Origin of the sequence: Streptomyces sp. NRRL S-340 (assembly GCF_000720185.1) — a bacterium.
GTDB lineage: Bacteria > Actinomycetota > Actinomycetes > Streptomycetales > Streptomycetaceae > Streptomyces.
This window is the reverse complement of record NZ_JOIY01000006.1, coordinates 19,298-35,057: the sequence shown is the minus strand read 5'-3', so window position 1 is coordinate 35,057 and position 15,760 is coordinate 19,298. Positions and strand designations below refer to the sequence as shown.

14 protein-coding genes and 1 tRNA gene are annotated in these 15,760 nt (G+C 73.7%); 3 read left to right on the top strand and 12 right to left on the bottom strand.

The window, feature by feature from the left end; translation table 11 throughout:
- Positions 1 to 11: 11 nt before the first annotated feature.
- Positions 12 to 656, bottom strand: a complete 645-nt coding sequence (locus IG64_RS05820; protein WP_234438406.1) for a TetR/AcrR family transcriptional regulator — start codon at positions 654 to 656, stop codon at positions 12 to 14.
- Positions 657 to 870: 214 nt separating this feature from the next.
- Here IG64_RS05820 and IG64_RS05815 point away from each other — a divergent pair, with 214 nt between their 5' ends.
- Complete coding sequence (locus tag IG64_RS05815) at positions 871 to 4,488, top strand: S41 family peptidase (protein WP_234438405.1); 3,618 nt, start codon at positions 871 to 873, stop codon at positions 4,486 to 4,488.
- 91 nt (positions 4,489 to 4,579) lie between these two features.
- On the opposite strand, the gene IG64_RS05810 is transcribed toward IG64_RS05815, so the two are convergent.
- The 4 genes from IG64_RS05810 to IG64_RS05795 form a co-directional block, all read right to left on the bottom strand.
- Positions 4,580 to 4,786, bottom strand: a complete 207-nt coding sequence (locus tag IG64_RS05810) for a hypothetical protein (protein ID WP_037852728.1) — start codon at positions 4,784 to 4,786, stop codon at positions 4,580 to 4,582.
- 92 nt (positions 4,787 to 4,878) lie between these two features.
- Positions 4,879 to 5,772, bottom strand: a complete 894-nt coding sequence (locus tag IG64_RS05805) for an SDR family oxidoreductase (RefSeq protein ID WP_037852726.1) — start codon at positions 5,770 to 5,772, stop codon at positions 4,879 to 4,881.
- The gene (locus IG64_RS05800; RefSeq protein ID WP_037852724.1) at positions 5,769 to 6,728 is read right to left on the bottom strand and encodes an alpha/beta fold hydrolase; all 960 of its coding nucleotides are present in this window, start codon (positions 6,726 to 6,728) and stop codon (positions 5,769 to 5,771) included. Before IG64_RS05800 ends, IG64_RS05805 begins: the two co-directional genes overlap by 4 nt.
- The gene (locus IG64_RS05795; protein WP_037852722.1) at positions 6,725 to 8,251 is read right to left on the bottom strand and encodes a flavin-containing monooxygenase; all 1,527 of its coding nucleotides are present in this window, start codon (positions 8,249 to 8,251) and stop codon (positions 6,725 to 6,727) included. The genes IG64_RS05800 and IG64_RS05795 overlap by 4 nt, the downstream gene beginning before the upstream one ends.
- Positions 8,252 to 8,441: 190 nt before the next feature.
- Here IG64_RS05795 and IG64_RS05790 point away from each other — a divergent pair, with 190 nt between their 5' ends.
- Positions 8,442 to 9,062, top strand: coding sequence for a MerR family transcriptional regulator (locus IG64_RS05790; RefSeq protein ID WP_037852720.1), 621 nt, complete (start codon positions 8,442 to 8,444; stop codon positions 9,060 to 9,062).
- Positions 9,063 to 9,285: 223 nt separating this feature from the next.
- Here the strand turns inward: IG64_RS05790 and IG64_RS05780 are convergent, their stop codons facing one another.
- On the bottom strand, positions 9,286 to 10,089 hold the full coding sequence (locus IG64_RS05780) for an exodeoxyribonuclease III (protein ID WP_037852715.1): 804 nt from the start codon (positions 10,087 to 10,089) through the stop codon (positions 9,286 to 9,288).
- A gap of 90 nt (positions 10,090 to 10,179) precedes the next feature.
- Here IG64_RS05780 and IG64_RS05775 point away from each other — a divergent pair, with 90 nt between their 5' ends.
- The gene (locus IG64_RS05775) at positions 10,180 to 10,659 is read left to right on the top strand and encodes a GNAT family N-acetyltransferase (RefSeq protein ID WP_037852713.1); all 480 of its coding nucleotides are present in this window, start codon (positions 10,180 to 10,182) and stop codon (positions 10,657 to 10,659) included.
- A gap of 187 nt (positions 10,660 to 10,846) precedes the next feature.
- Here the strand turns inward: IG64_RS05775 and IG64_RS05770 are convergent.
- The 6 genes from IG64_RS05770 to glp form a co-directional block, all read right to left on the bottom strand.
- Positions 10,847 to 10,920 (bottom strand) — tRNA-Ala (locus IG64_RS05770).
- 127 nt (positions 10,921 to 11,047) lie between these two features.
- Positions 11,048 to 12,301: a gephyrin-like molybdotransferase receptor GlpR gene (glpR, locus tag IG64_RS05765; protein ID WP_037852711.1), complete on the bottom strand. Its 1,254-nt coding sequence runs from the start codon at positions 12,299 to 12,301 to the stop codon at positions 11,048 to 11,050.
- Positions 12,302 to 12,617: 316 nt separating this feature from the next.
- Complete coding sequence (locus IG64_RS05760; protein WP_199811522.1) at positions 12,618 to 13,232, bottom strand: GNAT family N-acetyltransferase; 615 nt, start codon at positions 13,230 to 13,232, stop codon at positions 12,618 to 12,620.
- 20 nt (positions 13,233 to 13,252) lie between these two features.
- A complete protein-coding gene (locus IG64_RS05755; protein ID WP_051812413.1) occupies positions 13,253 to 13,795 on the bottom strand; it encodes a MogA/MoaB family molybdenum cofactor biosynthesis protein in 543 nt (180 codons plus the stop codon).
- Positions 13,792 to 14,352, bottom strand: a complete 561-nt coding sequence (gene moaC / locus IG64_RS05750) for a cyclic pyranopterin monophosphate synthase MoaC (protein ID WP_078883817.1) — start codon at positions 14,350 to 14,352, stop codon at positions 13,792 to 13,794. Before moaC ends, IG64_RS05755 begins: the two co-directional genes overlap by 4 nt.
- Before the next feature lie 85 nt (positions 14,353 to 14,437).
- Entirely contained in the window at positions 14,438 to 15,760 is a 1,323-nt protein-coding gene (gene glp, locus IG64_RS05745) for a gephyrin-like molybdotransferase Glp (RefSeq protein ID WP_037852706.1), read from the bottom strand.

Here is a 15,760-nt window from a genome sequence, read left to right as displayed (position 1 = left end):
GGGAGGGGGTGTCAGGAGGTGGTGGGCGCGCCGAGGGCGGGGAGCACCACGGCGTCGATGTACGAACGCAGGAAGGCCTGGGTCGGCGGCTGGTTCTCGATCAGTGCCCGGACGACGAAGCCACCGGCCAGCATGTGCACGACGAAGTCGAGCGCCGGGCAGTCCGGGCGGACCTCGCCCCGGTCCACGGCGCGCTGCACCAGCTTGCGGAACTCGGCCATCTCCGGTTCGACGAGCTGTTCCCGGAAGGCCTGTCTGAGGTCGGGGTTGGAGTGCACCGCCATGGCCAGGCCGCGCATCAGCGCGGAGTTCTGCTCCATGGTGCAGTCGTCCTCACGGCTCATCAGTTCGTGCAGGTCGCCGCGGAGCGATCCGGTGTCGGTGCCCTCCAGTTTCCCGGGTTTGCCGTGCCGGACGGCCCGGACGACCAGTTCGGCCTTGCCGCCCCACTGGCGGTAGAGCGTGGCCTTGCTGGAGCGGGTGCGGGCGGCCACGGCGTCCATGGTGAGGGCGTCGTAACCGACCTCGCGGAGCAGGTCGAGCACGGCCGCGTACAGCTCGGCCTCGCGTTCGGGCGTGATCCGGCTGCGGCGCCCCGGTGCAGGCACCGGTTCCGGCGGAGCGGCTGCCGCCGCGCCCTTGGCCGCCTCGGTCATCCCGTCCGCCTCCCGATCCGCACGACGCGGTCCCGCTGTCCCGCGGTCCCGCCGTCGTTCTCGTACGACACGAATGTAGCGCACCCTCTCATCGAAACGAAACGGTTTCGTACGTGCGCTCGGTCACTCCTGTCGGGTCCGCATAAGCGCTTTCGTCCAGGGCTCCCGGGTGCTCCGGTTGCTGCGGCCGGTCCCCGGGCGAAGCATTGAGGAGGTGAGCTATCTGCGCCTGCCGCACCTCAGCGGCGATCTGCTGTGCTTCGTGGCCGAGGACGACCTCTGGCTCGCGCCGCTCGACGGAGCGGGCCGGGCCTGGCGGCTCACCGTGGACCGCACCAAGACCGGCCACCCGCGCTTCTCCCCCGACGGCCGCCACATCGCCTGCACCAGCTGGCGCAGCCTCGCGCCGGAGATCCACCTCGTCCCGGTGGACGGCGGACCGGGCCGCCAGCTGACGTACTGGGGCAGCTCCGACACGCAGGTGTGCGGCTGGTCCCCGCCCGAGGAGGACGGACACAGCGAGATCCTCGCCGTCACCTCGCACGGCGAACCGTTCTCCTACTTCACCTGGGCCTACAAGGTCGCCACCGACGGCTCCCCGGGCCGCAAACTGCCCTGGGGCCCGGTCTCCGACCTCCAGGCCCGTGAGATCGACGGCGAGCGCAGGAGCCTGCTGCTGACCGGCACCCCGCCGCACGAACCCGCCTCCTGGAAGCGCTACCGGGGCGGTGCCACGGGCAGGCTCTGGCTGCACGGGCAGCGGCTGCTCCCCGACATCGGCGGCCACCTGGCCTGCCCCATGTTCGTCGGCGACCGCATCGCCTTCCTCTCCGACCACGAGGGCGTGGGCAACCTGTACTCCTGTGCGTACGACGGCTCCGGCCTGCGCCGGCACACTGACCACGACGCCTTCTACGCCCGCCACGCCTCCAGCGACGGCGCCCGGGTGGTGTACCAGTGCGCGGGCGACCTGTGGATGGTGGACGACCTGTCCCCGGACTCGGTCCCGCACCGGCTCGACGTCCGGCTCAGCGGGCCGCGCGCGGGCCGCCGCCGCTACCCGGTGCCCGCCGCCCAGAACCTGGACGGCCTCTCGGTCGACGAGACCGGGCGGGCCAGCGCGGTCGTCGTGCGCGGCTCGCTGTACTGGCTCACCCACCGCGACGGCCCCGCGCGCACCCTCACCGACACCCCCGGGGTCCGCGTGCGGCTCCCGGAGATGCTCGGCGAGAGCGGCCGGATCGCCTACGTCACCGACGCCGACGGCGCCGACGCCGTGGAGATCGCCCACCTGCCCCGCGCCTCCGGCGCCCGCCCGCCCCGCCGGCTCGCCACCGGCGAACTGGGCCGGGTGCTGGAGATGGTCTCCGACCCGGAGGGCGAACGGCTCGCCCTGGCCTCGCACGACGGCCGGCTGCTGCTGCTCGACGTCCGGGAGGAGGACGGACCGCAGGAGGCGGCGCCCGCGACGACGGCGGAGCAGACCGAACCGGCCACCGGGGGAACCCCGGGAGAAACCACGCGGGACGCCGGAACCGCGGAGGCCGGAACCCCGGAGGCCGGGCCCCAGGCGGCCGGGACGGCGGACGGGGGAACCCCGGGAGAAACCACCCGGGACGCCGGACCCGCGGAGGGCGGAACCCCGGAGGCCGGGCCCCAGGCGGCCGGGACGGCGGACGGCGGGCCCGCGGAGGCCGGGACCCCAACAGCCGGGACGGCGGACGGCGGGACCCCTGGGGCCGGGACTCCTGGGGCCGGGAGCGCCGCCGGGGCCGCAGGGGCGTCCGCGGGCACCGGCGGCCCCGCCGCCGTGGCCGGGCCGGTCACCGAACTCGTGCGGTCCGCCAACGGACCCGTGCGCGACCTGGCCTTCTCGCCGGACGGCGCCTGGCTGACCTGGTCCCATCCCGGGATCGGCCGGACGCTGCGGCAGATCAAGATGGCCCGGATCAAGGACCGGCTGGTCGTCGACGTCACCAACGGCCGTTTCGAGGACGAGAACCCGGTCTTCACCCGGGACGGCCGCTACCTGGCGTTCCTGTCCTGGCGCGGCTTCGACCCGGTGTACGACGTGCACACCGGCGACCTGTCCTTCCCGCTGGGCTGCAAGCCCTATCTGGTCCCGCTCTCCTCCGCGACCCCCTCCCCCTTCGCGCTCAACCCCGAGGGCCGGCCGGCCGCGGGCGGCCTGGACCCCGTGGAGGACGAGGAGGGCGGCGAGCCCGGCGCCGTCACGGTGGAGGTGGCGGGCCTGGAGAACCGGGTCACGCCGTTCCCGGTCATCGCCTCCAAGTACTCGGCGCTCGCCCCGGTCGCCGGCGGCGGCCTGGTCTGGCTGCGCTGGCCGATCTCCGGCGCGCTCGGGGAGACGTTCGCCAACCCGGACGACATGACGGGCAGGCCCACCCTGGAGTACTTCACCATCAGCAAGGCGAAGAAGTCCGAACTCGTCGGCCACCTCGACTGGTTCGCGGTCAGCGGCGACGGCACCCGGCTCGTCGTGGTCGACGAGGGCGACCTGCGCGCCGTCCCCTCCACCGAGCTGGGCGACAGCGACACCACCACCTGGATCGACGTACGCCGGATCATGCACGTCGTCGACCCGGGCGCGGAGTGGCGCCAGGCGTACGAGGAGGCGGGGCGGCTGATCCGCGCCTACTTCTGGGAGCCGCGGATGTGCGGCATCGACTGGGACGGTGTCCTCGCCCAGTACCGCCCGCTGGTCGAACGGGTCGCCTCCCCCGACGAGTTCGCCGACCTGCTGCGCGAGGTCCTCGGCGAGCTGGGCACCTCCCACGCCTACGTCGCCGCCGCCCGCCGCAACGAGGGCCCCGCGCACTACCAGCGCTGGCAGGGGCTGCTCGGCGCCGACCTGGTGCGCCGCGACGCCGGCTGGGTGGTCCGGCGGATCCTGCCCGGCGACTCCTCCGACTCGCGCGCCCGCTCGCCGCTGGCCGGCACCGGCATCCGCGAGGGCTCCGTGCTGACCCACGTGGACGGCCGCCCGGTCGACCCGGTGACCGGGCCCTACCCGCTGCTGGCCGGGTCCGGCGGCACGACCGTGGAGCTGACCTTCGCGCCCGCGCAGGGCACGGGCCCCGCGCGCCGGGTCGCGCTCGTCCCGCTGATCGACGACCGGCCGCTGCGCTACCAGGACTGGGTGGCCAAACGCCGCGCCGTGACCCGCGAGTTGAGCGACGGCAAGTGCGGCTACCTGCACATCCCGGACCTGGGCGGCTCCGGCTGGGCGCAGTTCAACCGGGACGTGCGCATGGAGATGTCCCGGCCCGCGCTCATCGTCGACGTGCGCGGCAACGCGGGCGGCAACATCAGCGAACTGGTCATCGAGAAGCTGACCCGGACCATCCTGGGCTGGGACCTGACGCGGGACGCCGAGCCGGTGTCGTACACCTCCAACGCGCCGCGGGGCCCCATCGTGGCCCTCGCCGACGAGGCGACCTCCTCCGACGGCGACATGATCACCGCCGCCTTCAAACTGCTCGGACTCGGACCGGTGGTGGGCCAGCGCACCTGGGGCGGCGTGGTCGGCATGACCGGCAGGCACCGCCTCGGCGACGGCACGGTCATCACGGTGCCGATGAACGCGGCCTGGTTCGACGCGTACGGCTGGTCCGTGGAGAACCACGGCGTCACTCCCGACGTCGAGGCCCTGCGCACCCCGCTGGACTGGGCCGAGGGCCGGCACGTCGGGATGGACGACGCCATCGAACTGGCCCTGCGGCTCCTGGACTCCCACCCGGCCGCGACCCCGCCCGACTACGGCGACGTCCCCGACCTGGGCCGTCCGAAGCTGCCCCCGCGCCCCGGCTGACGTACCCGCGGGGCCGTCCGGTCGTCGACGTGGGGTGCCCCGGCACACGGGGCACCCCACGTCTCAGCAACGGCTTCCGGTGGCCCGTCGGCTACCGGTCGTAGTCCTCGTTGAGACGGTCCTCCATCTCGTCGTGCGCGTCCTCGATGCCCTGACGCCCACGCTCACCGCCCTGGCGGCCCTGCTCACGCTGCTGGCCCGCACGCTGGCCGGCCTTCTCGCGGCCCTCCTGCATGCGCTCCTTGCCCTGCTGCTTCCACTGCTCGGGCTGGTCCTGGAACTTGTCCTTCATACCCATGCTGTTTCACTCCCGTGTGAGGGGGATCCCCAAGTGGGTGAGGGGATCGGCCTCGACCAGATTCACACGGGCGGTGACCCTGTGCATGTCGATCAGTGACGGCGTGTGACCGAGGTCGTCCGGTGCTGTTCGTCGGCCGCTCCGCCCGCCCCGACCAGCCCCGTCCGCATGCCTGTGAGCCGGTCGGCGAACCGCCGCATCTCCCGCTGCCCCACGGTCCCGATGACCCCGGGCAGATACCCGCGCACCCCCTGCATCCCGCGCAGCCACCACTGCCCGTACACGTGGCTGGAGCGGCGCTCGATGCCGTCCACGATCCGGTCCACGGCCGGGCCCAGCGGATACGTCTTGTTCGACGGCCACGGCAGCCGCTGCCTCAACTCCCGCATGACGTCGTCCTGGTCGGCGCCGCGCACCATGTCGGTGTCGGTCCACGACAGGTACGCCACGCCCACGCGCACGCCCCGGTGGCCGACTTCGGCGCGCAGGCTGTGCGCGTACGCCTCCACACCGGACTTGGAGGCGCAGTACGCCGTCATCATCGGCGCCGGGGTGATCGCGGCCAGCGAGGCGATCTGGAGCAGATACCCCCGGCTTTCGGTCAGCGCGGGCAGGAACGCCCGCCCGGTGACCGCCGATCCGACGAGGTTGACCTCGATCACGCGGCGCCAGGACTCCGGGTCGGAGTCGGCGAACGGTCCGCCGGTCGCCACACCGGCGTTGGCGACCGCGATGTCGACCCGGCCGAACCGTTCCTTCACCTCGGCCGCGACCCGGGCCATCGCCTCGTGGTCGGTGACGTCGGCGTACCAGTGGGCGCTCTCGCCGTGCAGCCGCTCCGCGACCTGCTTGAGCGCGTCCGGTTCCAGTCCGACGAGCGCGACCTTCGCGCCGCGTGCGGACAGCTTGCGGGCGAGCAGTTCACCGACGCCCCGTGCGGCGCCCGTGACGACCGCGACCTGTCCCTCCAGGCTGACCTTGCTCATGCGCCCTCTCCGATCCGTGCGGCCTCGTTGTCGTCGTCGTTGTCGTGCCCGCGTGCGCGCAGGTGCGCGTCCACGAGGTCCCGGATCGTCGCGGTGACCTGCTCGGGCGCTTCCATGGGGGTCATGTGCCCGATGCCGGGCAGTTCGGTCAGGCCCGCGCACCGCGGCAGCGCGGCGGCCAGCGCCCGCGCGTGCACCGGCGGCGTCAGCCGGTCGGCCGTGCCCACGACGACCGCGGCCGGCACCCTCAACTGCCGTACGCCGTCCCCGAGATCGAGCCCGTCGAAGATCCGCGACCAGGCGTGGCGCACCCGGGCCGGGCAGGCGTGCACGATCCGCGCGCACGCCTGCGTCACGTGGGCCGCCGAACCGGGGCCGAGCGTCCCGTACTTGAGGATCCGCAGGGCGAGCGGTGTGACGGGGCCGAGCGGGGCCCGGGAGCCGAGGATCCCCCGGGTCAGCCGGGTGCGCAGCCGGCCCGGCCGGATCGGGACGACGGTCGCCTCCTCGACCAGCCGTGAACTGCCGGTGCTGCACAGCACGACGGCCGCGGCGTGCTCCCGGAATCCGGGCCGGCCGGCCGCCGCCATGACCGTCATCCCGCCCATGGAGTGGCCCGCGACCACGGCCTTCTCCCCGGGTGCGAGGGTGGCGGCGAGCACGGCCTCCAGATCGTCGGCGAGCGCCCGCGTGGTGCACACCGGGCTCGCCGGGCTGCGTCCGTGGCCGCGCTGGTCGTAGGTGACGACCCGGTGAGCGGCGGCGAGTTCGCGGATCTGGGCGGCCCAGAAGGCGGTGGAGCAGGTCCAGCCGTGGGCGAGGACGACCGCGGGGGCGCCCTCGGCCCCGTGCACCTCGACGTGCAGCCGGGCGCCGTCGGCGGAGACGACGGTGAGTTCACGGTCGGGGACGGGCGGGGCGTAGGGACCGAAGGGGGCGCGCGCGGGACGGCTCACGCGTCCACCTCCGCGGGCCGGGGGGCGGCAGCCGCGGGGGCGGCCGCGGGCCGGGGCTGCCGGACGACCTCGTACTCCGCGAGGTCCACGCGCCGCGTGGCGCGCCGGAACTCGGTGGTCGTGCCCGGCCAGACCGTGGTGTTGCGGCCATGGGCGTCCAGGTACCAGCTGGTGCACCCGCCGGTGTTCCACACGGTGCGCTTCATGCGCTCCTGCACCGTGCGGTTCCAGGAGTCCACGGCGCTCTGCCGGGCGTCCAGGGCGGCCCTGCCGCCGAGGACGTGGAGCTGGCGCAGGTAGTCGGCCATGTAGTTCAGCTGGGACTCGATCATGAGGATCATCGAGGAGTTGCCGAGGCCGGTGTTGGGGCCGATGATCGTCATCCAGTTCGGGAAGCCTGCGGCGGTGGCGCCGCGCAGCGCGGCCATGCCGTCCTTCCAGGTCTCGGCCAGGGTGCGGCCGTCCGCCCCGACGACGCGCTCGGCGATCGGCATGTCCGTGACGTGGAAGCCGGTGCCGAAGATGATCGCGTCGGCCTCGGCCTCGGTGCCGTCGGCGGCGACCAGGGTGGCGCCGCGGATCTCGCTGAGGCCGCCGGCCACCACGTCCACGTTGTCCTGCGCGAGCGCCGGGTAATAGGTGCTGGACAGCAGGATCCGCTTGCAGCCGATGCGGTAGTCAGGGGTGAGCCTGGCGCGCAGCGCCGGGTCCTTGATGGAGCGGGCCATGTTGCGCTTGGCGATCTGCTCGACGAAGCCGAGCTCGTCGGGCCGTTTGGTGAAGGCCTGCACCTGGAGTTCGCGGATGCCCCACAGCAGTCCGCGGCGCAGCCGGGTGGTGACCGGCACCGCCCGGTGCACGGAGCGCTCCAGGCCGCTGATGGCGCGGTCGACGCGGGGCATCACCCAGGGCGGCGTGCGCTGGAAGAGGGTGAGACGGGCCACCTCGGGCTGGATGGCGGGCACGATCTGGATGGCCGAGGCGCCGGTGCCGATCATGGCGACCCGCTTGCCCGCCAGGTCGTAGTCGTGGTCCCAGCGGGCGGAGTGGAAGACCTTGCCGGGGAAGCCGTCCAGGCCCGGGATGTCGGGGATCTTGGGGTCGGACAGCGGGCCGGTCGCGGAGACCACGACGTCGGCGGAGAGGTTCCCGCTGCTGGTCTCGATGTCCCAGCACAGCCGCTCGGTGTTCCAGGCCGCCTTCTTGACCTCGGAGCCGAAGCGCAGGTGCGGGCGCAGGCCGAAGGTGTCGGCGACGTGCTCCAGGTAGGCGCGGATGTGCCGCTGGCCGGAGAAGGTGCGCGGCCACAGCGGGTTCGGGGCGAAGGAGAAGGAGTAGAGGTGGGAGGGCACGTCGCAGGCGCACCCCGGGTAGCTGTTGTCCCGCCAGGTGCCGCCGACGCTGTCGGCGCGCTCCAGCACGACGAAGTCGGTGATCCCCTCCCGGCGCAGTCGCACCGCGGCGCCCAGTCCGCCGAACCCGGACCCGATCACCGCCACCCGCACGTGCTCGTAGTCGGCCATTGAGCGCCCCTCCATGTCTCGCCAGCAATACCGCCAGTGAACACTGGCACAATCGGGAGGGTAGAGGAGAGACGTACCGATCGGTAGGGGTCGGCCCACGAAAGTTACCGGCGGTACAACATAGGCTTCCGGTGTGGCAGAAGACGCTGGACGGCAGGACGGACAGGGCGGCGGCCCGCGCGAGTACCGCATGGAGGAGCTGGCCCGGCTGGCCGGCATCACCGTGCGCACCCTGCGCTTCTACCGCGAGCGCAAGCTGATACCGCCGCCCCGCCGCGAGGGCCGGATCGCCTGGTACGACGACCACCACCTCTCCCGCCTGCGCACCATCTCGGCCCTCCTCGAACGCGGCCACACGCTCAGCGGCATCGCCGAACTCGCCGAGGCCTTCGACCACGGCCGCGACGTGGGCGACCTGCTGGGCCTGGGCGCCCCCACCGAGGAGGTCCCGGTCCGCCTCACCCCGGAGGAACTCGCCGACCGCTTCGCGGGCGAGGTCACCGCCGAGAACCTGGCCGCCGCCATGGAGCTGGGCTACCTCGGCACCGACGGCGACGAGATCGTCCACATCAGCCGCCGGCTGCTGGACGTCTCCGCCGCACTGGTCCGCGAGGGCATCCCGCTCGCCGAGGTGCTGGACGCCGGCCACCGCGTCCGCCGACACGCCGAGGCACTGGCCGGCCTGTTCACCGACCTGATCACCCGCCACGCCTCCGAGGAGGACCTCCAGCGGCTGCGCCCGCTGGCCAGGAGCGTGGTGGACGCGGAGCTGTCGATGGCACTGGACCGGCGGCTGCGCAAGAAGCCGTAGACCCGGCCGGCCGCCGCGGCCGGGCAGACCTGCCGGCCGGACCGCTCTGGGGCGTGTTTCGAAAGTGGCGCCGTCCGCCCGGAGGGCGGGCCCCGCGGCGCCTGGTGCGTGTGATCGCAAGGCGGAGGGTCGTCCTCGTACCGGGCATACGTGGACGATCCCGACAACGCGGCGAGCGCGCGCGCCAGGCGCCGCGGGGCAGGCGGGACTTTCGAAACGCGCCCTAGAGGTCGTACACGACCGTCACGGGCGCGTGGTCCGACCAGCGCTCGGCGTGCGTGGCCGCGCGCTCCACGAAACCCTTGACGGCCCGGCCCGCGAGCCCGGGCGTGGCCACGTGGTAGTCGATGCGCCAGCCCGAGTCGTTGTCGAAGGCCCGCCCCCGGTAGGACCACCAGCTGTACGGCCCCTCGGCGTCCGGGTGCAGGGCGCGCACGACGTCGACGTACCCGCCGTCCGCCGCGTCCAGGACCCAGCTCAGCCACTCCCGCTCCTCGGGCAGGAAGCCGGAGTTCTTCTGGTTGGCGCGCCAGTTCTTCAGGTCGGCCTGCCGGTGGGCGATGTTCCAGTCGCCGCAGACCAGGACCTCGCGCCCGTCCGCGGCGGCGCGCTCGCGCAGCTCCTTCAGATAGGCGTGGAACTCGCCCATGAAGCGGAGCTTCTCGTCCTGCCGCTCGGTGCCCACCTCTCCGGAGGGCAGGTAGAGGGAGGCGACCGTCACGCCCGGCAGGTCGGCCTCGACGTACCGTCCGCTGCCGTCGAACTCCGCCGACCCGAAGCCGACGCGGACCCGGTCCGGCTCCCGGCGGGTGTAGAGGGAGACACCGGCGCGGCCCTTGGCGGCGGCTGGCGCGTGCACGGCGTGCCAGCCGTCCGGCGTGCGCACGTGCTCGGGCAGCTGCTGCGGCTCGGCGCGCACCTCCTGGAGGCACAGCACATCGGCGCCGGTCCCGGCGAGCCACTCGACGAAGCCCTTCCTGGCGGCGGCACGCAGTCCGTTGACGTTGGCGGAGGTCACAGTGAGCACCCGGGCACTTTACCGGCACACTGGACGGGGTCCCGTAAGAGACCCGGTCCAGCCTCTCCGTTCTCACTGCATTGATATACGGTACATAACATGCTTATTCGTCCGGTCGCCTTCGACCACCCCGACGCCGTCAAGCTCAACGACGAGGTCCAGGCCGAGTACCACGTGCGCTACGGCGACGGCGGCGACGCCACCCACCTCGACCCGGCCGACTTCCGGCCGCCGAACGGGGTGTACCTCATCGCCTACGACGAGGACGGCACCCCCGTCGCCACGGGCGGCTGGCGCAGCCAGGACAAGAACGAGGAGGGCAACGAGGACGGCGACGCCGAACTGAAGCGGATGTTCGTCATCGAGCCGATGCGCGGCCGGGGCCTGGCCCGCCGCATCCTCGCCGCCCTGGAGGACGACGCCCGCGCCGCCGGCCGCGTCCGCATGGTCCTGGAGACCGGCGACCAGCAGCCGGAGGCCATCGCCCTGTACACCTCCAGCGGCTACGAGCCGTGCGCCAAGTTCGGCTACTACCGGGAGTACGAGTCGAGCCTGTGCTACGCCAAGCCCCTGCGGTGACGGCGGGACGCCCGGCGGGAGGGAGCCGCTCCGCTTCCCTCCCGCCACGCTCTGAAGGGCTCTCCGGATCTACGGCTCCCTGAGTCTCCGGAGCGACGGATCAGCGGCTCACCGGATGAAGGGCCGACCCTGGAAACGACGAGATCCCGATCCGACGGTGACCGTCTGATCGGGATCTCGTGCTGCGTGGACCTGAGGGGATTTGAACCCCTGGCCCCCTCGATGCGAACGAGGTGCGCTACCGGACTGCGCCACAGGCCCTTGCAACGAGTGAAACTCTAGCATCCTCATCCGGGTGGTTGGAAATCCGTTCCCGGGCTGGTCAGCGGCGGCGGTCCCGCACGGCGTCTGAGAGGGCGTCACGCCGTGCCGGAGCCCGGCTCGCGGGTTACTCGTTGGCCGCGCGCGGCCGGTCGCCGTCCTCGTACTGGTCGAAGAGCGGAGTACGGCCCCGCTCGCGGGACCGGCGGGCCGAGGCGGCGCGGCGGGCGTCGCTGCGGCCGTCGGCGGCGGGACGGTCCTCCGCGTCCGCCGCGGGAGCCTGCGGCTCCTCGGCCGCGGGGGCGGCCTCCTGCTCGGGCACGGCGGCGGACGAACGCGCCGAACTCCAGGTGTCCGGGGCGCCCAGGTCCACGTCGGAGGTGGCCCGCGGGGCGACCGGCGCGGTCACGTACGTCGGCAGCGGCACGGGTACCGGGTCCCAGCTGTCCCCGCGGCCGGGGCGCCGCCGGCGCTCACGCTGCTGCTGGTCCAGCCACTCCGCGTGGTCCGTCTGCTCCACCAGGGCGCGCCGGTCCGCGGCGAGCGCCGACAGGCCGGGGTCCGTCTCCGGCTCGGGGCCCGCGTCGGGCTCCTCCGTGTCCGCCGCCCCGGCCCCGCCCAGGGCCGCGCGCCGGCGCGGCTGGCGGCGGCTCTCCCGCAGCCGCTGCGCCGCGGCCTCGGCGCGGCGGCGGTCCATCTGGTAGGCGAAGCGGCGCCGCTCCTGGGTGCGCAGGTAGCCGATGTACGCGCTGAGCAGCACGGCGGGCACGGCGGGCACCCACAGGAAGGCGAGCCCGCCGACGGCGGCGACGATCGCGCCCAGGGTGAAGGCGAGGAAGAGCACGACGGTGGTGCGCCTGCGGCGCGCGAGCACCTTCGAGCGCCGTGCGCGTGCTGCCGCCGCCTCCGCGCCGGGCGCGCGCCGGGCCGCGGGGATCCGTCCCCGCGCGGGGACGGCCTCGTCGGTCCGGGCGGCCTCCGGCTCGGGGCCGGGTTCCGGCGCGGACTGCGCCACCGGTGCCGTGGTCCGCGCCGGGGACGCCGGCGACGCCGCGGGGCGGGGGGTCCGCCCGGCCTCGGCTCCGGGCGCGGGAACCTCCGCACGGTCCGGGGGCAGGGCGAAGGACCGGACGTCCACCGAATCGGTGACGGCGTCCGGTTCCACGGCGCTGGACTCCCCCTCGTCGGCGGAGCGCGCCCGGAGGTCCCTGGCGTAACGGCGTTCCATGCCCGCCCGTCCGGACAGCAGCCGGATGGCGGTGCTGAAGCGTTCCGTCGGACGGGCCTCGTTCAGCTCGTCCTGCCTACGGAGCCACATCGGCACCAAGTAGGCGGCCCAGGCCCCGACGATGACTGCGTAGATGAGGCCGCTGCTGCTCACGCCTCACACGGTAGAGGGGTTCACGTGAGGCCATCGGCCAATTGGGCCGGTGTGTCGCACGATCTGGCTGATATTTCGAACTTTTTTTGCGACCGATGCGATCAGCGGATCATCAAGCCGGGGAATTCCCCGGCCCGAGCCGGTCCAAGTCCGATCAGTTCCTGAATAAATTCGAACACTTATTCAATTACCTCTGCTCCGCTCGCCCGGGTGCCACGGAACGAGGCGACGGCGGGCGCCGGGGCGCTGCGGCGAGGGCCCGCAGGGGGCAGGGCACTGGGCCGAGAGGCGGGGCGGGGACCGGGCAGGAGGAGGGTCAGGCCGGGTTTCCCCTGGGGGTGCGGTCGGCGCGGGTGCGCCGCCAGCGGCTCAGCAGCCCGTCGGGCACCTCTTCCGCGGTCAGCGCGAAGACCAGGTGGTCCCGCCAGGCCCCGTCGATGTGCAGATATCGCGGCCGCAGCCCCTCCTCGCGGAATCCGAGTTTCTCCACGACCCGGCGGCTCGGCCCGTTCTCGGGGCGAATGCAGACCTCCAGGCGGTGCAGGCCCACGGTGCGGAAACAGTGGTCCGCGACGAGCGCCACGGCCGTCGGCATCACCCCGCGGCCCGCCACCGCCTCGTCCACCCAGTAGCCGACGTGCCCCGAGCACATCGAACCCCAGGTGATCCCGGCCACCGTCAACTGCCCCACCAGCCGCCCCTGGTACTCGATGACGAACGGCAGCATCCGGCCCGCCCTGGCCTCCGCGCGCAGGTGCCGCACCATCTGGCGGTAGGTCGGCCGGTGGGTGACCGGGCCGCTGGGCGTGGGCGGCGGGATGGTCGCCTCCCAGGGCCTGAGCCAGTTCCGGTTGCGCCGGTTCACCTCGCGCCAGAGCCGCTGGTCGCGCAGCTTTATCGGCCGCAGGACGACATCGCCCTCCGCGAGCACCACGGGCCAGGAGGCGGTGTTCAGCTCGCACCCCCGGGGTCTGCCGCTGCTCTGGGATGGTCACCGCCGCGCAGTTGGTCAACGGCGTGCGTCAACAGGGGCTCCAGGACGGCCAGTCCGTCCTTCACCCCGCCGGTGGAGCCCGGCAGGTTGACGATCAGCGTGCGGCCGGCCACTCCGGCCAGTCCCCGCGAGAGCACCGCGGTCGGCACCTTCTCCCGGCCGTACGCCCGGATGGCCTCCGCGATGCCGGGCACCTCGTGGTCGATCACCTCGCGGGTCGCCTCGGGGGTGCGGTCGGTGGGCGAGATGCCGGTGCCGCCGGTGGTGACCACGACGTCGTACCCGGCCTCGACGGCGGCGCGCAGCGCGGCCCGGACCGGGTCGCCGTCGGGGACGACCCGCGGCCCGTCGACGGCGAAACCGAACCGCTCCAGGCCGTCGGCGATCAGCGGGCCGCCCCTGTCCTCGTAGACCCCGGCGGCGGCCCGGTTGGAGGCGGTGACCACGAGCGCGCGGTAGGGCGCGGACGGGGCGCCGCCGGCCGGCGCCTCGGAGGTCATGCCCGGCTCCAGTCGCCGGACTTGCCGCCCGTCTTCTCCTCGATCCTGACGTCCGTGATGACCGCCCCCTTGTCGACAGCCTTGACCATGTCGATCACGGTGAGCGCGGCGACGGAGACCGCGGTGAGCGCCTCCATCTCCACGCCCGTGCGGTCCGTCGTCTTCACGGTGGCCGTGATCTCCACGGCGTCGTCCGCGACCGACAGGTCCAGTTTCACACCCGACACCGACAACGGGTGGCACAGCGGGACGAGGTCCGGGGTGCGCTTGGCACCCATGATCCCGGCGATCCGCGCGGTGGCGAGGGCGTCGCCCTTGGGCACTCCCCCGCCGCGCAGCAGTTCCACCACGCGGGGCGAGACGAGGACGCGGCCACTGGCGCGGGCGGTGCGCGCGGTCACGTCCTTGCCGGACACGTCGACCATCCGGGCGGCGCCCGCGTCGTCGATGTGGGTCAGCCGGTCCTGCGCGCTGTCCTGCGGGTGCCGCGGGTGCTGCGCGTCCTGCACTCGGTCCTGCACGGGTCCGGGGGTCTCCCCCCGGGAAGGTGTGGTCATGCTCTGTGGCGCTCCCGGTCCGGGCCCGGCGCGGTGCGGCGCGCGGGCCTGCTGTGCGCGACACGCTACCGCCAACCGGGGGCGGTCAGCCGAGCAGGACCACCTCGACCTCGGTGCCGGGCTCGACGGACTCGGTGTCCTCGGGGACGACGATCAGGGCGTCGGCCTGCGCGAGCGCCGCGATCAGGTGCGAACCGGTGCCGCCGACGGGGGTCACCTCGCCGTCGGCGTACGTACCGCGCAGGAACTGCCTGCGGCCGCGCGGCGACGTCAGCGCCTTGTCCGCCGCCAGCTTCGCGCGCGCCGTCGGCCGGTGCACGTCCGCCAGGCCCATGAGGGTGCGGATCGCCGGGCGGACGAACAGCTCGAAGGAGACGTAGGAGGAGACCGGGTTGCCGGGCAGCGCCAGCAGCGGGACGTGGTCGGGGCCGACGGTGCCGAAGCCCTGGGGCTTGCCGGGCTGCATGGCCAGCTTGCGGAACTCCACCCCGCCGCCCGGCTCGTCCTCGTCCCCGACGTGCGACAGAGCCTCCTTGACCACGTCGTACGCGCCGACGCTCACCCCGCCGGTGGTGACCATCAGGTCGGCGCGGACGAGCTGGTCCTCGATGGTGGAGCGCAGGGTGTCGGCGTCGTCGGCGACGGCGCCCACCCGGTAGCCGATGGCGCCGGCGTCCCGGGCCGCGGCGGTCAGCGCGAAGCTGTTGGAGTCGTGGATCTGGCCGCCCGCCAGCTGCTCGCCGGGCTGGACGAGTTCACTGCCGGTGGAGAGCACCACCACGCGCGGGCGCGGGCGCACCCGTACCGTGCCGCGGCCGATCGCGGCGAGCAGCCCGATCTGCGGCGGCCCGAGGACCGTACCGGCCTTCAGGGCGCACTCGCCCGCCTGCACGTCGCTGCCCCGCGCGCGCACGTGCGCGCGTGCCTGCGCGGGCCGGTACACGCGCACCTGCCCGGCGGCGCCCTCCGGCGCCAGGCTGCGGGCGCGCATCCCGCTGACCGGTCCCTCACCGAGCCCGCCGTCGGTCCACTCCACGGGGACGACGGTCTCGGCGCCGGGCGGCAGCGGGGCGCCGGTCATGATCCGGGCGGCCTGGCCGGGGCCGATCCTCACCGGGTCGGCCGCGCCCGCGGCGACGTCCCCGACGACCTCCAGGGCTGCCGGGAACTCCTCGCTCGCGCCGGCGACGTCCGCGACCCGGACCGCGTACCCGTCCATGGAGCTGTTGTCGAACGGGGGCAGCGACAGCGGCACCATGACGTCCTCGACCAGGACGCACCCCTGGGCGTCGAGCAGTTGCAGCTCGATGGGTTCGAGCGGGCGGACGGTGGTGAGGACGTCCTCCAGGTGCTCGTCCACCGACCACAGGCGGTCCGGGTCTGCGTTGTGGTGCGCGGCGCTGCTCAA